General features: G+C 44.8%; 20 protein-coding genes. 9 read left to right on the forward strand and 11 right to left on the reverse strand.

Going from position 1 to position 18,887, the window contains the following annotated elements:
• Window positions 1-48: 48 nt before the first annotated feature.
• From FBF61_RS19610 to FBF61_RS19625, 5 genes are all read right to left on the reverse strand, one after another.
• Window positions 49-1,116 (reverse strand): branched-chain amino acid aminotransferase, encoded by a 1,068-nt coding sequence (locus FBF61_RS19610; protein ID WP_138480386.1) that lies wholly within the window; start codon window positions 1,114-1,116, stop codon window positions 49-51.
• Between the two features lie 213 nt (window positions 1,117-1,329).
• The gene (locus FBF61_RS19615) at window positions 1,330-1,890 is read right to left on the reverse strand and encodes a cob(I)yrinic acid a,c-diamide adenosyltransferase (protein ID WP_138480388.1); all 561 of its coding nucleotides are present in this window, start codon (window positions 1,888-1,890) and stop codon (window positions 1,330-1,332) included.
• Window positions 1,891-1,919: 29 nt separating this feature from the next.
• Window positions 1,920-2,099, reverse strand: coding sequence for a PIN domain-containing protein (locus FBF61_RS35625; protein WP_374756625.1), 180 nt, complete (start codon window positions 2,097-2,099; stop codon window positions 1,920-1,922).
• An 88-nt stretch (window positions 2,100-2,187) separates the two neighbouring features.
• Window positions 2,188-2,340, reverse strand: coding sequence for a PIN domain-containing protein (locus FBF61_RS19620; RefSeq protein WP_138480390.1), 153 nt, complete (start codon window positions 2,338-2,340; stop codon window positions 2,188-2,190).
• Window positions 2,333-2,575: a DUF8507 family protein gene (locus tag FBF61_RS19625; protein ID WP_138480392.1), complete on the reverse strand. Its 243-nt coding sequence runs from the start codon at window positions 2,573-2,575 to the stop codon at window positions 2,333-2,335. Before FBF61_RS19625 ends, FBF61_RS19620 begins: the two co-directional genes overlap by 8 nt.
• A gap of 202 nt (window positions 2,576-2,777) precedes the next feature.
• Between FBF61_RS19625 and FBF61_RS19630 the strand changes: the two genes are divergently transcribed.
• From FBF61_RS19630 to FBF61_RS19640, 3 genes are read left to right on the forward strand one after another with little or no spacing between them, the layout of a single operon-like run.
• Window positions 2,778-3,290, forward strand: coding sequence for a hypothetical protein (locus FBF61_RS19630; protein WP_138480394.1), 513 nt, complete (start codon window positions 2,778-2,780; stop codon window positions 3,288-3,290).
• A gap of 18 nt (window positions 3,291-3,308) precedes the next feature.
• The gene (locus tag FBF61_RS19635; protein ID WP_138480396.1) at window positions 3,309-4,544 is read left to right on the forward strand and encodes an S-adenosylmethionine:tRNA ribosyltransferase-isomerase; all 1,236 of its coding nucleotides are present in this window, start codon (window positions 3,309-3,311) and stop codon (window positions 4,542-4,544) included.
• A 48-nt stretch (window positions 4,545-4,592) separates the two neighbouring features.
• Window positions 4,593-5,210, forward strand: a complete 618-nt coding sequence (locus FBF61_RS19640; protein WP_138480398.1) for a Uma2 family endonuclease — start codon at window positions 4,593-4,595, stop codon at window positions 5,208-5,210.
• A gap of 4 nt (window positions 5,211-5,214) precedes the next feature.
• On the opposite strand, the gene FBF61_RS19645 is transcribed toward FBF61_RS19640, so the two are convergent.
• Window positions 5,215-6,990, reverse strand: coding sequence for a discoidin domain-containing protein (locus FBF61_RS19645; RefSeq protein WP_138480399.1), 1,776 nt, complete (start codon window positions 6,988-6,990; stop codon window positions 5,215-5,217).
• A 149-nt stretch (window positions 6,991-7,139) separates the two neighbouring features.
• Between FBF61_RS19645 and tyrS the strand changes: the two genes are divergently transcribed.
• Window positions 7,140-8,435: a tyrosine--tRNA ligase gene (gene tyrS / locus FBF61_RS19650; protein ID WP_138480523.1), complete on the forward strand. Its 1,296-nt coding sequence runs from the start codon at window positions 7,140-7,142 to the stop codon at window positions 8,433-8,435.
• 202 nt (window positions 8,436-8,637) lie between these two features.
• Here the strand turns inward: tyrS and FBF61_RS19655 are convergent, their stop codons facing one another.
• Complete coding sequence (locus FBF61_RS19655; protein WP_138480401.1) at window positions 8,638-9,450, reverse strand: metallophosphoesterase family protein; 813 nt, start codon at window positions 9,448-9,450, stop codon at window positions 8,638-8,640.
• A 122-nt stretch (window positions 9,451-9,572) separates the two neighbouring features.
• Between FBF61_RS19655 and FBF61_RS19660 the strand changes: the two genes are divergently transcribed.
• Window positions 9,573-10,025 carry a regulatory protein RecX gene (locus tag FBF61_RS19660; RefSeq protein WP_138480403.1) on the forward strand — a complete coding sequence of 151 codons (453 nt, stop codon included), beginning with the start codon at window positions 9,573-9,575 and terminating at the stop codon, window positions 10,023-10,025.
• 77 nt (window positions 10,026-10,102) lie between these two features.
• On the opposite strand, the gene FBF61_RS19665 is transcribed toward FBF61_RS19660, so the two are convergent.
• On the reverse strand, window positions 10,103-11,098 hold the full coding sequence (locus FBF61_RS19665) for a ribonucleoside-diphosphate reductase small subunit (RefSeq protein WP_138480405.1): 996 nt from the start codon (window positions 11,096-11,098) through the stop codon (window positions 10,103-10,105).
• Between the two features lie 241 nt (window positions 11,099-11,339).
• On the opposite strand from FBF61_RS19665, the gene FBF61_RS19670 reads away from it, so the two are divergent.
• The gene (locus FBF61_RS19670; RefSeq protein ID WP_138480407.1) at window positions 11,340-12,224 is read left to right on the forward strand and encodes a glycosyltransferase family protein; all 885 of its coding nucleotides are present in this window, start codon (window positions 11,340-11,342) and stop codon (window positions 12,222-12,224) included.
• 60 nt (window positions 12,225-12,284) lie between these two features.
• Window positions 12,285-13,703 carry a hypothetical protein gene (locus FBF61_RS19675; protein ID WP_138480409.1) on the forward strand — a complete coding sequence of 473 codons (1,419 nt, stop codon included), beginning with the start codon at window positions 12,285-12,287 and terminating at the stop codon, window positions 13,701-13,703.
• Here the strand turns inward: FBF61_RS19675 and corA are convergent, their stop codons facing one another.
• The gene (gene corA / locus FBF61_RS19680) at window positions 13,704-14,648 is read right to left on the reverse strand and encodes a magnesium/cobalt transporter CorA (RefSeq protein ID WP_138480411.1); all 945 of its coding nucleotides are present in this window, start codon (window positions 14,646-14,648) and stop codon (window positions 13,704-13,706) included.
• 401 nt (window positions 14,649-15,049) lie between these two features.
• Here corA and FBF61_RS19685 point away from each other — a divergent pair, with 401 nt between their 5' ends.
• Both FBF61_RS19685 and FBF61_RS19690 read left to right on the forward strand, forming a co-directional pair.
• Entirely contained in the window at window positions 15,050-16,237 is a 1,188-nt protein-coding gene (locus FBF61_RS19685) for an MFS transporter (protein WP_138480413.1), read from the forward strand.
• Window positions 16,227-16,832 (forward strand): IMPACT family protein, encoded by a 606-nt coding sequence (locus FBF61_RS19690; RefSeq protein WP_138480415.1) that lies wholly within the window; start codon window positions 16,227-16,229, stop codon window positions 16,830-16,832. The genes FBF61_RS19685 and FBF61_RS19690 overlap by 11 nt, the downstream gene beginning before the upstream one ends.
• A 12-nt stretch (window positions 16,833-16,844) precedes the next feature.
• Here the strand turns inward: FBF61_RS19690 and FBF61_RS34670 are convergent, their stop codons facing one another.
• Both FBF61_RS34670 and FBF61_RS19695 read right to left on the reverse strand, forming a co-directional pair.
• Window positions 16,845-17,012 (reverse strand): hypothetical protein, encoded by a 168-nt coding sequence (locus tag FBF61_RS34670; protein WP_166444569.1) that lies wholly within the window; start codon window positions 17,010-17,012, stop codon window positions 16,845-16,847.
• A gap of 104 nt (window positions 17,013-17,116) precedes the next feature.
• On the reverse strand, window positions 17,117-18,880 hold the full coding sequence (locus FBF61_RS19695) for a RagB/SusD family nutrient uptake outer membrane protein (protein WP_138480417.1): 1,764 nt from the start codon (window positions 18,878-18,880) through the stop codon (window positions 17,117-17,119).
• Window positions 18,881-18,887: the final 7 nt, after the last annotated feature.

An 18,887-nucleotide genomic window follows, 5' to 3' on the forward strand; every position in this document is an offset into this window, starting at 1 on the left:
TTGCCGCCCGTTTGCTTTTATATTGATTTGGATCCAAAATCAGAACTGCTATACTTTAAGCGTCCAGCCGAAGACATCTTCTTCTTTTCCGGTACGCAGGTCGGTCAGGTAATTCTTTACTTTGTTTACGAATGAATCTTCTTTGATTTCAGGAAGCGGATAGTCCACACCTTCGTAGGCAATGGTTGCGAACGGGGATATAACCACGGCAGTACCTGCTCCGAATGCAGCTTCAACGCTTCCGTCTTTTAGTCCGTCTACAATTTCCTTTACGCTGATCCTGCGTTCTTCCACCGGAATTCCCCAATGTTGTGCAATTGCAACAATGCTTTTTCGCGTAATACCGTCCAGGGTTGTTTCAGAAACGTAAGGTGTCACCAGTTTGCCGTCGATGATGAACATGATGTTCATAGTCCCGGATTCTTCGATATAGGCATGTTCGCGTGCATCTGTCCAGATCAGCTGGTCATAACCTTCCTGCTGCGCGAGCTTGGCTGGGTACAATGAACCGGCGTAGTTTCCGGCGCATTTGGTACCGCCTACACCGCCTTCGGCAGCACGTATATAATGTGTTTCAAATTTCACACGCGGAGGTTTCGCATAATAGGTTCCGACAGGGCTTGTGAAAATAATAAACAAATAAGAATCAGAAGGTCTTACGCCGATATACGGATCGGTAGCGAACATATATGGGCGGATATAGAGTGAGCAGCCGTCCTGGGAAGGGACCCATCCTGCATCCAGACGAAGCAGTTCTGTAAGTCCGTTCATGAAGATTTCTTCGGGAATAGTCGGCATGCAAAGTCTTTCTGCCGATTTGTTGAGCCTTTTCCAGTTATCGATCGCACGGAAAAGAAGTACTTCACCATCTTCATTTTTGTAGGCTTTCATACCTTCAAAAATTGCTTGTCCGTAATGCAAAGCTGCGGTAGCGGGACTTAGCTCAAGATTTCCGTAGGGGACAATGCGTGAATCGTGCCACTGGCCGTCACGGTATTCTGCAATAAACATGTGGTCGGAGATATTCCTTCCAAAAACAAGGTTGTTGAAATCAACCTCCTGCAAACGTGAATTGCTCGTTTGCTGAATCTCAATTTGCACTGTATCGGCTGTCATAATGCCAGAATTTAATGATCGTTAAATATTAATAAAATCTAAAACGGGAGTTGTCATTTTGGGCTGGAAACTGCTTCGGAGGTCGTGAGCTGATAAACAATTTCTGGCTGTTAAATGACTAAAAACGACTTTTTTGACCCTGTTTTTGACTTTTTTAATAGTCGTGCAATTTAAAGAATTAAATTAATAAATAATTGATATTTAGTGTAACAATTATTCCCGGCCCGGAACCCGCGGCTTCCATGTAACTTCCTCTATTTCCAACTCGTAGGTCATGGCCCGGCAAAGCATAAAAAGGTAGTCAGAAAGCCGGTTCAGGTATCGTATCACAATCTCTTCCACCTCTTCATCCTGCTCCAATGCAATCACTGTCCGCTCAGCCCTGCGGCATACGGTACGGGCTATATGGCCGAATGACACGGACTGGTGCCCGCCAGGTAGTACGAACGCGCGAAGCGTCGGGATTTTTGCGGTGATCTGATCCATTTCCTTTTCTAGAAGCACAATATCACTATCCGTCAGATCGGGCAGGATTCTTCTGGTTTGGTCGGATTCCGAAGCGAGGTGTGAGCCAATGGTAAAAAGCCTGTCCTGAATTTCTTTCAGCAAGTCCCGGCGGTTTTCATTGACGGGCTGGTCGCGGAGCAGGCCGATATAGCTGTTGAGTTCATCCACGGTCCCGTAAGCGTCAATCCGGATGTGGGCCTTACTGAGGCGTGTACCCCCAATCAGGGAAGTAGTGCCTTTATCGCCGGTTTTGGTGTATATTTTCATTAGTGGAAGATGGCGATAGTATTAAACCTTCAATTTGTATAGAATAAGAACTTCTGGAATTCAACAGGATTTAAAACCGATAACCTGGGAAACTCAATTTTTTTGAAAATATCAAAATGCCTGTCGAAAGTGATAAGACAGTCGGCGTTAGAAGAAATTGCCAGATCCGAAAATTTATTATCATCGGGATCCTCCTCAATAAAACCCATCGAAAATGGGGCTCGGCAAAAATTACATTATCGGCGGTACAGAGTATTTCGAGAACCATATAGGCGGTTTTTTGCGAGTAAAACTCAGTCAGTTTTCCTCGTACTCGTCGAGGATTGCAGTGCTTACAACCCAGTCAAAACGCTCATTGGAAAAAGCCTCGTAGATGAAAAAATCGAAATTTGTCCTGTTGATAGTTCTGATCAGCACATTGGTGTCAACTACAGCCCTGATATTACTCATCAGAGTTTTTGGATTTTGTCCTTACATCTTCGGATTCCAGCATTTTGTAGTCTTTTTCAGAGATTTCCTTTTCTAGCGTTATCCTGTCTACTTCTTGAAATAATTTTTCACTCAGGTGTTTGACAAGCACCCTTTTTATCTCAAGTACTTCATCGTCAGGAATCTTTCGGTCAAACATTCTCAAAAGTCCAATTTGAATTTCGTTTAATCCGGCAAAATGTTTTGGCGTTCTCATAGGCTGATTTTATGAACAAATATATCAAAGTTTATACGAGCAAACCAGCAATGTTGGGTGCGGATCCATGGGCCAACCTTACGGAAAAAATGGTAAGACTTTTGCTTAATGATGCGATATCAATTAGGTTTTAGAAAGTCCCCAACCTAATTTTGCACCCAAATTTACTATGGCGAAAAAAACCTTCTTGGGTTACTAATTCATGAAAATTGCAACATTTGGTGTTAAAGTATGGCGTTGGTTGTCGGTTTTGCTGGTAATAGGGGCGCTGGTGTGGACTTATTCCGTTTTTCCGGAAATGGTTGCCGTTGACTTTTCCGACTCGGGCCTTGCAGAAAGATATCTGAGCAAAGAGCATGTATTTTATATTGTTATGGGACTGTTTTTACTTAACAATGTATTTATCACACGTCTTGCCAGGCAGATTCCCAATATGGACTCCAGGCATCTTCCCATTCTAAAAAGAGAAACCTGGGCGAAGCATCGCGAGGAGCTGGACGAGCATCTCACCAACTGGCTTTTCTGCCTTGTAGCTGTGATCAACACGATTATCGGGTTCAGCCTTTTTGCTTTGGCTACCATCAACAGTATGCAGTACAAAATGGATGTCTTCGATTTTTCCTGGCTGTATTATGCTGGTCTCGCATTGATGATCATGTTGTTCCTTCTTCCGGTACGTCTGTTATGGACGCCGGTGCCTGACGACAAAGAATAGAAAGAAACGAATTGCGGGATGAAAAACGACTGGCTAGAAAAAGCGGAATCCATTCAGTTAGAGGCATATTTTTACGATTTACCTGACGAGCGGATCGCACGATATCCATTGCAAAACCGTGATGAGTCGAAGCTGCTGATTTATAAAGACGAAAAAATCAGTCATCAGCATTTTACGGATCTGCCTGCCGCTTTACCTTCCGGAACACTCCTCGTTTTCAACGATACCAAGGTGATTCCCGCCCGGGCATATTTTCAAAAAGACACTGGCGCAACCATTGAAATCTTGCTTCTGCATCCTGAATCACCAAGCCGTGTGATCAGTGAAGCCATGATAGTAAAGCATTCCTGCGTCTGGGAATGTATGATCGGAAACAAAAAACGCTGGAAGCGAAATGATACGCTGACAACAGTTTTAGAGATGAATAGTCGGCAGGTCATTTTGAAAGTTGATTATGCCGACTATGAAAAAAATCATGTCAGATTATCCTGGGATAAGGATCTGGTGTTTCTGGAAATCGTGCAGGCCCTAGGCGAAATCCCGCTGCCCCCTTATCTGAACCGGGAGACCGAAGAGGCTGACAAACAAACCTATCAGACTGTGTATGCAAATCACGACGGGGCGGTAGCCGCGCCTACTGCTGGGCTGCACTTCACAGAGAGGATATTTCAGCAATTGGAAGGAAAAGGAATACAAAAATCCTTTCTTACGCTTCATGTCGGAGCCGGTACATTCCAGCCGATTAAAGTAAGTTCGGTGACGGAGCACCGCATGCATTCGGAACAGATCGTGTTTACCCGAAAAGTGATCGGCGAATTACTGGAAAATAGAAATATGATCGTGCCGGTCGGTACTACTTCCATGCGGTCGCTGGAAAGCCTGTACTGGTTCGGCGTCAAACTCTACCGTTCGGAAACTGCCGAATTTCATATCGAAAAATTATACCCTTACCCTTTCGATGAGCACGAACTGCCTTCTGCCAAGGAATCGCTTCAAGCTATTGCAGATTATATGGATAGTTCTAAGCTTGATTTTTTAGTTGGGGAAACAGAGATTTTTATTTTTCCAGGCTATCAGTTCCGGTTATGTAAAGGGTTGATAACCAATTACCATCAGCCAGGATCGACTCTTATTTTACTTGTCGCAGCACTTGTTGGGGAACGCTGGAAAGGCATTTATTCGGAAGCAATGGATAATGGTTATCGGTTTCTGAGCTATGGCGACTCTTCTCTATTGTGGGCCCAGCAGAGCTAGCAGGTTCGTTTTGCTATTTTTTGCGAATATTATTGTAACTTGTTGTCTATGAACTCAATTACGAATGATATGGGACACACACAAGTATCTGAAAAAAGATACACAGTAGAAGAATATCTTGAAATCGAAGAAAAAAGCGAAATCCGTCATGAATATTATGATGGAGAAATATTCGCTATGGCTGGGACGACCATGAACCATAATGACATTGTAGATAATGTCCGGACTCTTTTAAAAGATTTTTTTCGTCCTAAGGGGTGCCGAACTTTTGGTGAAAATATTAAACTGGAAGCTATAAAAAATTTCTACTATCCCTATCCAGACGTAATCGTAACCTGCGCTCCGGAAGATATAAACGGTACCTACATTGTTCGTCAGCCTAGTATTTTGGTGGAAGTGTTATCCAAGTCTTCGGCAACTTATGATCGTGATTTTAAACTTCGTCGTTACAAAAACATTCCGTCTCTACAATATTACATGCTGGTTTCACAGTACGAATATTATGTAGAACTCTACACCCGCACAGATCAGCAGGACATCTGGGCGTATCAATCCTTTGAGAATCCTGACGCCGTTATTCATTTTGATCTTCTGGATCTTACAATGCCATTGGCGTCAATTTACGAAAACATTGTGTTTGTAGCGGAAGAGGAAGAACTTAGATAGCTGACTATCTGACACCAACAACTTCACTCATTTTTGAAACCCCGTTTTCATTAAACGCTTCAATGGCGAAATAATAGGGCACACCTACGTTCAATGCCCTTAGTTCAAAGCCGTCCGGATCGTCGTGCCAGAATTGGTAAGTCTGGTATAATTTGTCCGGAGCGATTCCCCAGAGTATATTGTAGCCCGTTGCTCCCGGTACTTTTTGCCATTTCAGGTCTGCATTGCGCGTGTCTTTCTGACGGACAGCCGTGAATTTCCCTGGTGTTTCCGGTGCTTTTCCAAATCCATTCCCAAAAATCCTGAACTCGCTCACAGCAAGAAAAGTGGAGGCTACATAGATATGCTCATAACGCACATACCGGGCTCGTACAGGTTTGGGAAATTCAATGTAGGCGCAAGGCCGGTCACGTTTTGGTTGCTGCGAAAGATCGCTTGCCAAGTCCCATTTCTTGCCATCTTTTGACGTGAGTATCCTGAACTGCGTATATACTTTATCCGGATTGTTATCAAAAATGGTTGATTTGTAATCCGTGTAATTCACCTGAACAGCCTTTACCTCCTGTTCCTTTTCCAGATCAATGGTGAGCGTTTCGCCCGGTTTATTCTGTTTTGCTGCCCAGAAAGTCCTGGGATTCTCATCGGTAATTTTGGCCGCAGCCATGGTATCCAGTACAGACGAAGCAGTCACGGGTTTTTTATAAGAAAGCAGCATCCAGCCGGTAAACAATTCATCGCCTTTTCCCTTCCATGTTTTATCTGCCGTTTTATGAGGGAAATCCCCGAAGCGGGTATTGGCAAACATTTGTCCATCTTTATCAAATCCTGCCGGATACCTCACAATCCTCCTTTCCATAGCCCAGTTCAGGCCGATCCACGAAGTACCTGTATTGTAATAATTCCCATAATTATCCTGAAAAGTATTGCCATGTCCGGCTCCGGTTGCAAATCCTCCCGGCTTGTAAGAAACCGGATTATAAGGAGCATAAGTAAAAGGCCCGAGCGGATCGTCACCAACATAAGTTCCGTTGGCATATACGTTGTATTCTGTCCCGGGTGCTCCATATTGCAGATAGTACTTTCCCTTGTGTTTGGTCATCCAGGCACCTTCAGTAAAAGGTTTGAATGGGTCGGAATGGTTGGGGCCGAAACGTTCCCAGCCATGTTCGTACTGATTGAGCCAGAACATGGCCTGGTACTGTGACTTGAAAGCCAGTTTTTTGGAATGATCCAGTTCGGCACCGAAAATCGGATACACATTGGAAGAGCCCCAGTACATAAACCAACGGTCGGTATCCGGATCGTGGAAAAGGGCCGGGTCCCAGGGGCCGATATCTTTGGGCAGACGTGGCGTCCAGCGATTATAAAATTCCCAGATACCTGTCTCCGGAGCCACCGAATAGAGTATGGGCCGCTGTTCGAAAGTGGACTGAAACAAAAATAAGGTATCACTGACGGAGGCTGCTGCCGGCGCGCACATATCTTCAAATGGCCAGCGGTTGGCGGTCAGGTATTTCCAATTGACCATGTCTCTGGAATGCCAGTAGCCGCCGGAAATCGTTACAAACAAAAAATACTCGCCTTTGTGATTGATAATGACCGGATCAGCACCCGAACGATAGCTGATCTTTTCATTCAGTTGCTCAAAATTATACTTGTAATCAATATCCATCGGATTACAGTAAGTGGACTGAGCACTGCCTCTCTGCACCGGAAGGATCAGAAGCAAGATAAAAAGTAGTGTGTAGCGCCCGAACATTGTTTGGAGGATTAGGTGCATAAAAATCTTTTAATTATGCTAAAATAGACACTTTCCTGATAATATGTTCAGCTGAAATTTAAAACTGCCTTGTTTGGAAAGTATTTGAAACCTATAAAGTTTACCTTTGCGGTTCTGTTTTTGAAATAAGAAATAATATAAAAATGACGATTGATTTTATAGAGGAATTGCGGTGGCGCGGCATGCTGCACGACATGATGCCGGGAACGGATGAGCAACTGAGAAAAGAAATGACATCCGGATATATTGGTTTCGATCCCACGGCTTCTTCGCTGCATATCGGAAATCTGGCGACCATTATGCTTCTCGTACATTTTCAGAGGGCCGGGCACAAGCCTTTTGCTTTGGTAGGTGGTGCCACCGGCATGATCGGCGACCCTTCTTTCAAAGCTTCCGAACGGTCATTCCTGGATGAAGACACGCTGCGTTTCAATCAGGAAGGTATCCGTAAGCAACTCGAACAATTCCTGGATTTTGATTGCGGCGCAAATTCGGCCGAAATGGTCAATAATTATGATTGGTTTAAGGAAATGGGTTTTCTGCAGTTTCTTCGGGAAGCGGGCAAGTTCCTGAGCGTCAATTATATGATGTCAAAAGATTCGGTTAAAAAGCGCCTTGAAACGGGTATATCTTTTACCGAATTCTCCTACCAGCTTTTGCAGGGCTACGATTTTTATCATTTATATAAAAATAAAAACGTCCGTCTGCAGATGGGCGGCTCCGACCAGTGGGGCAATATTACGACCGGTACTGAGATCATCCGGCGCAAAGAAGGTGATGAAGAAGGTTATTTTAAAGCCTACGCACTGACAACGCCGCTGCTCACCAAGTCTGACGGTTCGAAATTCGGGAAAAGCGAAGGCGGAAATATCTGGTTGGATCCGGAAAAAACCTCGCCCTACGAATTTTATCAATTCTGGCTGAGCCAGAGCGATGAGGATTCACCGCGCTATCTAAGGGTTTTTTCTTTTAGGTCCCAAACAGAAATTGAGGAGTTGGAAAAGCAGCACGCTGAGGCGCCGCATTTGCGTATTATGCAAAAAGCACTTGCAGCAGAGCTTACGATCCGGATACATTCGGAAAAAGCCTACCAATTGGTGTTGAAAGCTTCCGAGGTTTTATTCGGGAAAGCTACGCTCGAAACTTTGCAGAGCATTGCGCTGGATGAATTTGATACGATTTTTGACGGTGTTCCGCAGACTGAAATTACACGCCAGGAATGGAACGAATGTTCTAACATTACCGATTTGATCTCGACCGTGACGCGATCGGAGGTTTACGCTTCCAAGGGCGAGGCACGCCGGGCCATTCAGCAAAATGCGGTGAGTGTGAATAAAATAAAAGTTACTTCAGCAGAGCAGGCATTAGGAGATTTCAGCCTTTTGCAGGATCGTTTTCTGCTGATTTCAAAAGGTAAGAAAAACCATTTGATCAAGGTGGTCTAGATAAAATAAGCAAAGAAAAGAAGCCAAAAGGGCTGAAATTATTGTAAAACGGAACCCCGACGGGGTGGCATAATGTCACCCCGTCGGGGTTTTCGGCTCTTGATACTATTTCCTTCTATAATAATTTCATCCCTTTGGGATTAGGATGGTCGCATAGTTAGATGGATTTTCAGAAATATAAAATTCTCCCTTTTTGAAAGTCTTAGCTTTTCCCTGAAAATGTATTCAAAATCGGCGAAGCGGCCGGGTTATATTGGTACGATTGCCAGGTTTCGTCTTCATAAATCTCCACCACGCGGTAACCTTTATAGGCCGTTCCCCAGTTTCCTCCGAAATGCCCGTCGAAAAAATAAGGCTTTTTGCCGTACATTTTGGTACTGTCCTGATCGTGGTCGTGGCCGTTGAAAATGGCTTTGAGGTTGGGCGTGTTTTCAAACAGGTCAATCACTTCCTTGCATTCGATGCCGTGCGTGGTCCACTTGGCAGGAGTAATGTGCAGAAATATAAAAATTCCCTTTTTGTCGCTGTACTTGGCGATTTCGGTTTTCAGCCAGTTTGCATCCGGACATATGTACTCCCCTTTTTCGTTCGAAGTATCGCCCACAACGAATGCATATTCTCCTTTTGAGAAACTGTGGTTAGTAGGATAGCCCCATGTACTTTGCCAGACATCAAGCCCGACTTTGTCGTGATTTCCGCGGCTTACATAATAGGGTACCCTAAGATTCCCCAGTGTGCTTTTGAAATCGTAAAGCAATGTTGGATCATCGTGAATAAGGTCCCCGTTGAAAAATATGAAATCAACGCCTTTCTGTAATTTTTCCCTGTTTACCCAACTGATCAAATCCGCGTGAAATGCTTTGAAATCGGTGTTCGGCTGTCCGTAATGGCCGTCGGAGGCGACGATAAACCGCATGGACATTCTGGCTGCCGGGGTATTGGTGTACTCAGAAAAATAGGAAATTCCCGGTATAGCCGGAATAAGTTTCAGAAATGAGCGTCTTTTAAAATTCATGATCAATCGGGGTTCGGCGGGTTAGGTTCGGGGTGTTACATTATTCCAAAAATAGTTATTCATCAGGGATATTTTCTTTATTCTTGCATCTTGTTAATAATATTTAATACTAAAAAACAATCATGGACAGGCTTATCCTGCAAAAGGCAGCTTCTTATTGTGCTTACCAGGAAAGGACGCAGGATGAGGTGAGGCAGCGGCTGAAAAAGTGGAATGTGTGGGGCGAAGAAGCCGATGAACTGATTGCGGAGTTGATTTCAATGAATTACCTGAGTGAAGAACGTTTTGCAAAAACCTACGCAGGCGGAAAGTTCAGGATCAAGAATTGGGGGAGAATGAAAATCAGGCAGGAGCTCCATCGCCGCGGTCTGAGCGAATACAGTATTGAAAAAGGAATGAACGAAATTGAAGATGCAGCTTATTTGTCCGGCCTGAAGGAAATCCTGACCAAGAAAAAAGCATTACTTTCCAAAACGGAGACGGATGCTTTCAAGCTAAAACAAAAACTGGCCCGGTTTGCCCTGGGGAAAGGTTACGAAAGCGAGTTGGTTTGGAAGGAGTTGGAGAATTTATGAATGTCTGCCTGAGCGGAGTTGAACTCCTTCGACCGCCGGGCGGCCCCGTTCGCTCGGGCAGACATTCTTTTCGCCTTTTAAAAATCAGAATCAAACGAAATTTTGTGGCCGGAATCTTTGTCTTTAACCCCGCTCATCACCCCGGCTTTCTGGTATTCACCGACACGTTTTTCGAAGAAATTGGTTTTTCCCGGAAGTGAGATCAGTTCCATAAAATCAAAAGGATTGGCCGAACCGAATTGTTTCGGACATCCGAGCCTTTCCAGCCAGAAGTCCGCAATGTATTCGATGTACTGGTTCATCAACTCGGCGTTCATTCCGATCAGGGAAACCGGTAAAGCATCCGTGACAAATTCCTGCTCGATTCTCACGGCATCCATCATAATCTCGATAACTCTCTCCTGTGGCAGCTGGTTAACGATGTGTCTGGTGTAGAGCAAACATGCAAACTCGCAATGCAAACCTTCGTCCCGTGAGATCAGCTCGTTAGAGAAGGACAATCCGGGCATCAGGCCACGTTTTTTCAGCCAGAAAATAGAGCAGAAAGAACCCGAGAAGAAGATACCTTCCACTGCTGCAAAAGCAATGATCCTCTCGGCAAAAACGGGGCTGTTGATCCATTTCAATGCCCATTCGGCTTTTTTCTGAACACACGGAATCGTGTCGATAGCCCGTAGCAAATGGTCTTTTTCAACAGGATCTTTGATATAAGTATCGATCAGCAAGGAATATGTTTCGGAATGGATATTCTCCATCGCGATCTGGAATCCGTAAAAACACTTGGCTTCTGCATATTGTACTTCGCTCAGAAAGTTGACAGCGAGGTTTTCGTTCACAATACCATCAGAAGCAGCAAAAAAGGCAAGCACGTGTGATATAAAATGCCTCTCACCGTCGTTCAGGTTCTCCCAGTCCTTCTGATCCTGGGACAAATCTATTTCCTCTGCCGTCCAGAATGAAGCTTCGTGCCGCTTGTACATTTCCCAGATATCAGAATGTTTGATCGGGAATAAAACAAAACGCAACGGATCTTCTATCAACAGGGGTTCCTGCCTGGTAAGTTCTTGTGACATAATTAGTTTAGCTTTTAACGGGGATCAGATTTATAAAAATTTTGACAAGCCCTGGTAGTGAGGGCGTTTTTGAAGTAAAACAAATCTACACGCTTTGCGCTGAAAATTCAAGGAGAAACATAGCAAATTGATATTCTTATTTAGAAAAATTCTTTTGTAGAATACTTTAACTTTGTTGGAGCCAATCCGTTGATCCGGACGCAAAAAAACACCCCCGCTCAAAAATTTAAACATTACAAAATTGAAGATTTCAGGCTTTACAATTATCAGAAATGCAATCCAGAACGACTACCCGATTGTCGAAGCCATTACCTCTATTCTTCCGGTTGTGGACGAAATGCTCGTCAGTGTTGGTCATAGCGACGATGATACATTAAGCCTGATCCGTGCCATTCCATCCGATAAAATCAGGATCGTCGAATCCGAATGGGACATGTCCCTGCGTGCCGGCGGGCGGGTTCTGGCCGTAGAAACAGACAACGCGCTGAAACAGATATCGCCCGATACGGACTGGGCTTTTTATATACAGGGTGATGAAGTCGTTCACGAAAAATACCACCAGGCCATTCTTGATTCCTGCGAGCGCTATGTCGATGATAGGCGGGTGGAGGCTTTGCTTTTTGATTATCTCCATTTTTACGGAACTTACGATTATGTAGGGGACAGCCGGAAATGGTACAGGCGGGAGATCAGGATTATCCGCAATGAAAACAAACTTGAAAACCCGCAGATCTCTGCTTTCCGTGATGCGCAGGGATTCAGGAAAGGGCGTACGAAGTTGAATGTCAAACATTCGGGTGCGGCAGTTTATCATTATGGCTGGGTGAAAAGCCCGGTGCAGATGAAAACAAAGATGAAGAACGTGAGCCGGTTCTGGAACGATGACAAGGAATGGGAGAAAATCCTTAAATCGGAGGATTTCTTCGACTACGGAGAATTTGATTCATTGAAATTATTTGAAGGCACACACCCTGCCGTGATGAAAGAAAGGATTGCCCGGCAAACCTGGAAAGTACAGCTGGATACGTCCAAAAAGAAGTTTCGTCTGAAAGATGCCCTATTATATTGGTTTGAAAAGAAGACCGGAAGGCGGTTGTTTGAATTCCGTAATTACCGGTTTGTCTGAAAAACCCAAATTACTCAATACCCTGAATCAACGTTCCTTTACTGAATACACTTTTACTCAATGTTCGACATTTCAAAAACGAAGCTATTCGTTGTTGCTTGCTGTTTTTTTGCCCTTGCCTCGCTTACGTATATTCACCGGTACCCTACCGGCGATGATGCCTGGTTTGCAGAACAGTCGTTCTGGCTTCAAAAAGAGGGTATAATTAGGTCGGAGTTTTTCAGAGGCCTGCTCGGCTGGGAAAATCAGATCCTGGTGAGCCATAAACTGTTCCTGCTGGTAGGTGCGGTATTTATCCAACTTTTTGGTTATCAGTTACCTGCCCTTCAGTTTGTTGGATTGGTGTTTTTTTATACGATTGTCGGCGAGCTCTTTATCTATATCAGAAAAAGGGAAGGGGAAATTTATTCATGGTACTTACCTGCTATGCTTATACTGGTATTCGCCAACAGGCTTTTGGTAAAAATGAGTTTCGAAAACCGGCCGGAAATGATGCTGACCGCTCTCGGGTTTGGTTCCTTTTTGCTGATCGACCATGATAGAAAAAGTACCTGGAAAGTCCTTCTTGCTGCTGTGCTGGCAGGACTTGCTTTTCTTACACATCTAAACGGTGTTATATATTTAATAGCAGGAATGGTCACGCTGATCTGTTCCCGCAATTACCGGAGTACCTTGGTTTTCATGATTGCGGGTGGTTTCACCTGTCTGGCATATTTCATTGACATCATACAGGCCGACAACGGATTGCTGGCCTGGTACCAACAATTCCGGGGAGATCCGGCGACGCAAAATGCATTCGGTCTGTCCTCAAAGCTCCTGCAGTTGGTAACCTATCCCAGGCTTTTTTTTCATTCGCCTGAACAAATTGCCGTTTCACTGCTGCTTGTGTTTTTACTGTGGAACCAGCGCGCTTACATTAAATTGCTTCCGGTACGTCTCCGGGTTTATTCGCTGACGTTACTGCTATCGTTTTGGCTGATCACCAAGGCCAACGGAGCGCTTTACCTTGTACTTTTTATTCCCTTTATGCTGGTTTTGGCGTACGAACTTTATCGTTTGGCACCTTTTCGGAGCTGGGCGTTGAAGCTTGTGATTGCTGCGTATTTTGTGATCGGGGTTGTGGGTATGTGCCAGATCATATATACCAATGCGACGATGGAGTATTTGCCTGTATCCTATGAAAAGCTCCGAAAAGACATTCCCGACCACAAAAGCGGGTTTGTGCCGCTGACATTTTTTTTCAACGAATACGAACAATATCCCCGCTTGCTGACACACGAGAATTACAAGCTTCAATCCAATAAAAAAGGGATGACGACTGTTAAAATGGCTAAATGGGCCTATAAAAATGGTGCTGGATTCATAGTAATGGACTACAAATTCAGGCCGGAACCATACTATCCCAAAGCTGGGACAAAAAAAATACCTTTTTACAACTTGTCGTTTTTCAACGGACGTTTTGCGATTTATCAGCGCTGATCAGATCCATCTTTTCTTTTTGAAAAACCACAGAACCACGAGCGAAGAAAACACCATCAGTAGCAGTGAACCCCAAAATCCCCAGGGTTCGCCGGTAGATGGGATATGGTCGTAATTCATGCCAAAAATACCGGCAATCAGGGTTGGAGGCATAAATATGATGGTTACAACCGTGAAAATCTTAATCACCTGGCTCTGTTCAAGGTTGATCAAACCCATAAAGGTATTTTGAAGATATTCGAGCCGCTCAAAGTTGAAAGTCGTATACTCCAGCAATGAACTGATGTCTTTGAGGATAATCCTGAGATGTTCCTTCCTGTCTTCCGGAAAATACTGGCTCCGCAGAATACCCGAAAGTACCCGCTGTTTATCGATACTTGTTTCGCGCAGCATCATTGTGATTTCCTGTAACCCACTGATCCGGATCAGCACTTCCTGACGTGCTTTTTGTTCGTGACTGAGGTCCTTACTGATAGCGGAAATGTCCCTCGAAATGGCTTCAAGCGAATCGGCATCGGCTTCGATCCTGGTTTCAAGCAATAGCAGCATAAAGTCAACGCCGGTCTGGAAAGTATCTGGGCTGACTTTCATTTTCTTTACGGCGTCTGCAAATGTTTTAGAATCACCGCGACGATATGTGAACAGGATATTTTTGTTGAGGATAAATGAAACCGGGTAAGTTTCGTAGCCATTCTGATCCACTTTCAGGAAGTTAGAGTTGGCGTTAATGGTGTCATTTTGTTCAAAAAACCTGGAACTGCTTTCAATTTCCACGATTTCCTGCGGAGTCTGAAAACTGATCTCACATTTGTTTTCCACCCATTCTTCCTCCTCGGCAGTGGGGGATTGCAGATCCACCCAAACAAGATTTTTGACCTTGCCCAGTTCACGGATATCATTCTCGCGCTTGATTAATCTGCCTTCTTTGTAAAATATGCGTACCATTTTTTAAAATTGAGAAAAAAGTAGCGAAGAAAAAAGGAGGGAAGGTGGAAGGGAGGAAAGGAGGAAGGGGACGAGGGAATTGGATGTTTTTTAGGATCTAGTGAAAATTTAAGAATTATTAGATAATTTAATAGATCGTTGTTTAGAGAAATAAAGTCGAGTAATGAAAAATGCTGACAAAAGGCTAATTGATATATCTAAAATCAAGGTGAGTGCCAAAGTTAAAAGCCACGCCAATGATCCGTTTGTACTTAAAAAATTAGAAGAGGCGCGGCGGGTTTTAAAGAGCCTTGAAAAAATCAGGTAGTGATAGCCCAGCATGACATCTTAATCCTCCCTCCTCCCTTTCCTCCCTCCTCCCTTTCCTCCAGCTTTTAAAGTAAAAGTTGTAATTTTGCCAAATGCAAAGTAGTGCTTCCTCGGGGATATTTACGACACAATTCTGGTTATTGGGGCTTAGCTCGTTTTTATTCTCTTCCAGTTTCAATATGCTCATACCGGAACTTCCCGGTTACCTTTCTAACATGGGCGGTGCTGAGTACAAAGGCGCCATTATAGGTTTGTTCACATTGACGGCAGGATTGTCGCGGCCGTTCAGCGGCAGGCTTACCGACCGGATCGGCAGGGTTCCCGTCATGGCTTTCGGTTCGATCGTCTGTTTTGTCTGCGGATTTTTATATCCTCTGTTTACGACTGTAATGCCATTCCTGCTGTTACGTCTCGTTCATGGATTTTCCACAGGATTTAAACCTACGGGAACTTCCGCCTACGTTGCTGACATTGTACCGGCCGACCGTAGGGGTGAGGCTATGGGAATTCATGGTATGTGTATGGGTGTCGGATCTGCGTTCGGGCCGGCCGTGGGCAGCATGATCAGTCTTACTTTTTCATTGAATGCGCTTTTCTACACATCATCCCTTTTTGCATTTCTTTCTATTGCGATCCTTTTGAATATGAAAGAAACACTGCAGAAGAAAGAACGCTTATCGTTGAACGCTTTTAAGATTACGCGGCGGGATATTTTTGAGCCGGATGTGTTCAGCCCTGCTCTGATCACTTTTCTGTGTTACTTTGGTTTTGGGGCGGTTTCAACGGTAACTCCCGATTTTAGTGGCTATCTGGGCCTGCAAAATCGCGGATATTATTTTATGGTCTTTACTCTATTCTCCATTCTGGTGCGCCTTTTTGCCGGTAAAATTTCCGATAAGCATGGCAGGATGCCAGTAACGCTTGTGGGGATTTCGGTGCTCATCATCGCTATGGTCGTTACCGGATTTGCAGATTCGATTACTTTATTTTTAACCGGTGCTGCATTTTTTGGGGTGGCAATGGGTATTCTTTCTCCGGTACTTTCCGCCTGGACGGTGGACCTTAGCCGGGATGACAACCGGGGCAGAGCTATCGCAACCATGTTTATTTCCCTCGAGGCGGGAATTGGGCTGGGCGCATTTTTATCGGCTGCAATTTTTGTAAACCGCCGGGAAAATCTTCAGCTGGTATTTTTTTGTATGGCCGGTTTTGCAATCGCTGCATTGATTTACACCGCCTGTATCTATCAATATAAAAAACGCCGGGCACGTGTTATTTGACGACAGCTTTCAAACCATAGCAGTTCCATCGGAAGGATTTTTCAAAGACAAAGGCAGCAAGTTTCTCGCCTATGCCTTTCCGGTTCAGAATGACCAGGAAGCAAAAACGCACCTGGAAGAGCTTCGTGAACTGCATCCCAAAGCGGTTCATCATTGTTATGCATACCGCCTTGGGACCGACCGGATGAGTTACCGGATGAGTGACGACGGCGAACCTTCGGGAACGGCCGGTCGGCCCATTCTCAATATCCTGTATTCGAAGGATGTTACCAATATCCTTGTTGTGGTTGTGCGTTATTTCGGAGGTACGCTGCTGGGCGTTCCCGGCCTGATCAATGCGTACAAAACCGCGACAGAAAGTGCGCTCGACGAGGCAGAGGTCATTACGCGGCACTTATCGCATTTCTACGAGTTGAGATTTTCGTACATCCAAATGAATGATGTCATGCGGATCGCAAAGGAAATGGAACTGCCGGTTTCGGAGCAACAGTTTGAAATGGAATGCCGCATGATCGTGGAAGTCCGGACTACGTTGACGGAGCGTTTTATGATGCGATGCGAAAAGGTTGAGGGGCTCAGCATTCAATTGTTGTAGGGGTAGCAAATCTTAGTTATCTTCATCTTTCAGCATTCTGATAAAATCCTCTTCATAAGCCTTCAACGCCGCCAGCAATTCTTTTAATTCCTTCTCCTCGGGAGATCCTTTTTTGGCCCCGAAAATTTCATCCGCCCGCTCCGAGGCCTTTTCATAGTCACTTTCATTTTTGATCACCATATCGCCGCGCATTTATTTGTGATACGGTAAAGATATTTATAAAGGCTGAAACGTAAAAAAAACCGGCCTTTCGACCGGTTCATTTAATTTAGCAAACAGAAATATTAGTATCCCGGATTCTGGATTAATGTCGGGTTACCGTCTTTCTGGCTGTTCAGAATCTCATCCTGTGGAATCGGGAAGTACTTGTTTTTCGCGGCAAATACTTTTCCGGCCATGTAGCCACGCTTTCCAAAAGTACGCCCCGATGGTTCTTTACCGGGAACAGCCTCTTCGGCAGCATATTTGTTCAGGACTTTTTCCGCTATGCCCCAGCGGACGAGGTCAAAGAAGCGGTGTCCCTCCATAGCAAATTCCAGCCTCTGCTCCATACGAACCGCGTTTCTTGCATAATCTGCACCCTTGGCAGCGAAAGTTCCGGCTTGGTAGGGCTCTACAACATAAGTAACCGTAGGATCCTGGACAGAACCAGTTTTTGCCCGCAAACGAACCTGGTTTACATAACCTTCCGCCAAAGCGAGATTATTCAACTCCACTTCGCATTCGGCAAGCCAGAGCAACACATGAGAAACTTTCAGTAATCTGTAGTTATTGTTAACATTCCGCTTGCTGGTGGAGTGGGTGGTGCTGTTTTCTTCGGCCAGGTAATACATCCATTTTTTACCTGTAAACGGCCCGGCGTATTCTTGGGAACGGATCCAAGTAGAGCCGGGCATAGGGCCCCAGTCGAGGAAGTTCACTCCGCGGCGGCCAACTGTCCAGTCGAGTCGCGGATCGACAGGAACACTTTTGTCGAGCGTGAATGCAGCTGATGCAACTATTCCCTGATCATTTGGTAAATCCACTTTGTTGTAAGTATCCAGCGTTCCGTCTGCCGCAGTTCCGATCATCGGCAGGCCGTTTTCTGTTTTAAATGCATTCACCAGGTTGTGTGACGGCTGGTAGAAACCGCAGCAACCTCTTCCCGGAGCATTGGCGGAATATGGCCAGTTCAAATTATCCCCGGCATTCCCGTTGTTACCATTTGTACCATCATTTACCGAAAACTGGACTTCAAAAATCGATTCGGTATTGTTGTTCCCCGTAGTCCTGTAATTATCGTGGTAGTTGGCAACCAGCTTTTTACCTGAGTTTTTCAACACGTCTTCCAGTATGGTTTTAGCATCAGCCCATTTCTTCTGGAACAAATAGGCTTTGGCCAGATATGTTTTGGCCGCCCACTTGGTAGCTCTGCCTTTTTGTCCCTGTGTGGCTGGGAGGTTTTCCGCGGCAAACTGAAAATCTGCTTCAATTTTTGGCCAGATATCCTCTGTATTAGGTATTTTGGTAGAATTGCGGTCGGCCGCGACGTAAATTTTCTCATCGATAAAAGGTACTTTGTCCCACATCTTTTTGGCTTCAAAATGGTAATGTGCCCTTAAAAAGCGTGCTTCTGCAACCACCTGCGTTATTTCTTCTTTGGTCATATCCTTCACAAGTGGGTTGTTGGCTATCTGGATCACCTCATTGCAGCGCGCAACTCCGTCGTAAGAATGCCACCATTTTCCAAGAAAATAAGTATTGTCCGACAGCCAGTTGTATTGCTCAATAAATGATTGCTCCGGCTGGTCACCTGCGTCGGTCCCTTTTACCGCGTCGTCGCTACTGATACCACCAAAAACATAATTTGAAATGGTAGACTGGCGCCCGGTATTGCCGGCACCTACACCGTCCAAAAGTGAGTATGCGCCTATCAACAGGGCATTTACACCGTTTTTGTTACTCAACTGTTCAAGCGAAGCACGGCCCTGCGGCTTCAGATCAAAAAAGCTGTCGGAGCAGGAGAAGCCGAGACCGACCAATATGAATACTAATATGATTTTTTTCATCGTATGA

The organism is Dyadobacter bucti, assembly GCF_005869225.1.
GTDB lineage: Bacteria > Bacteroidota > Bacteroidia > Cytophagales > Spirosomataceae > Dyadobacter > Dyadobacter bucti.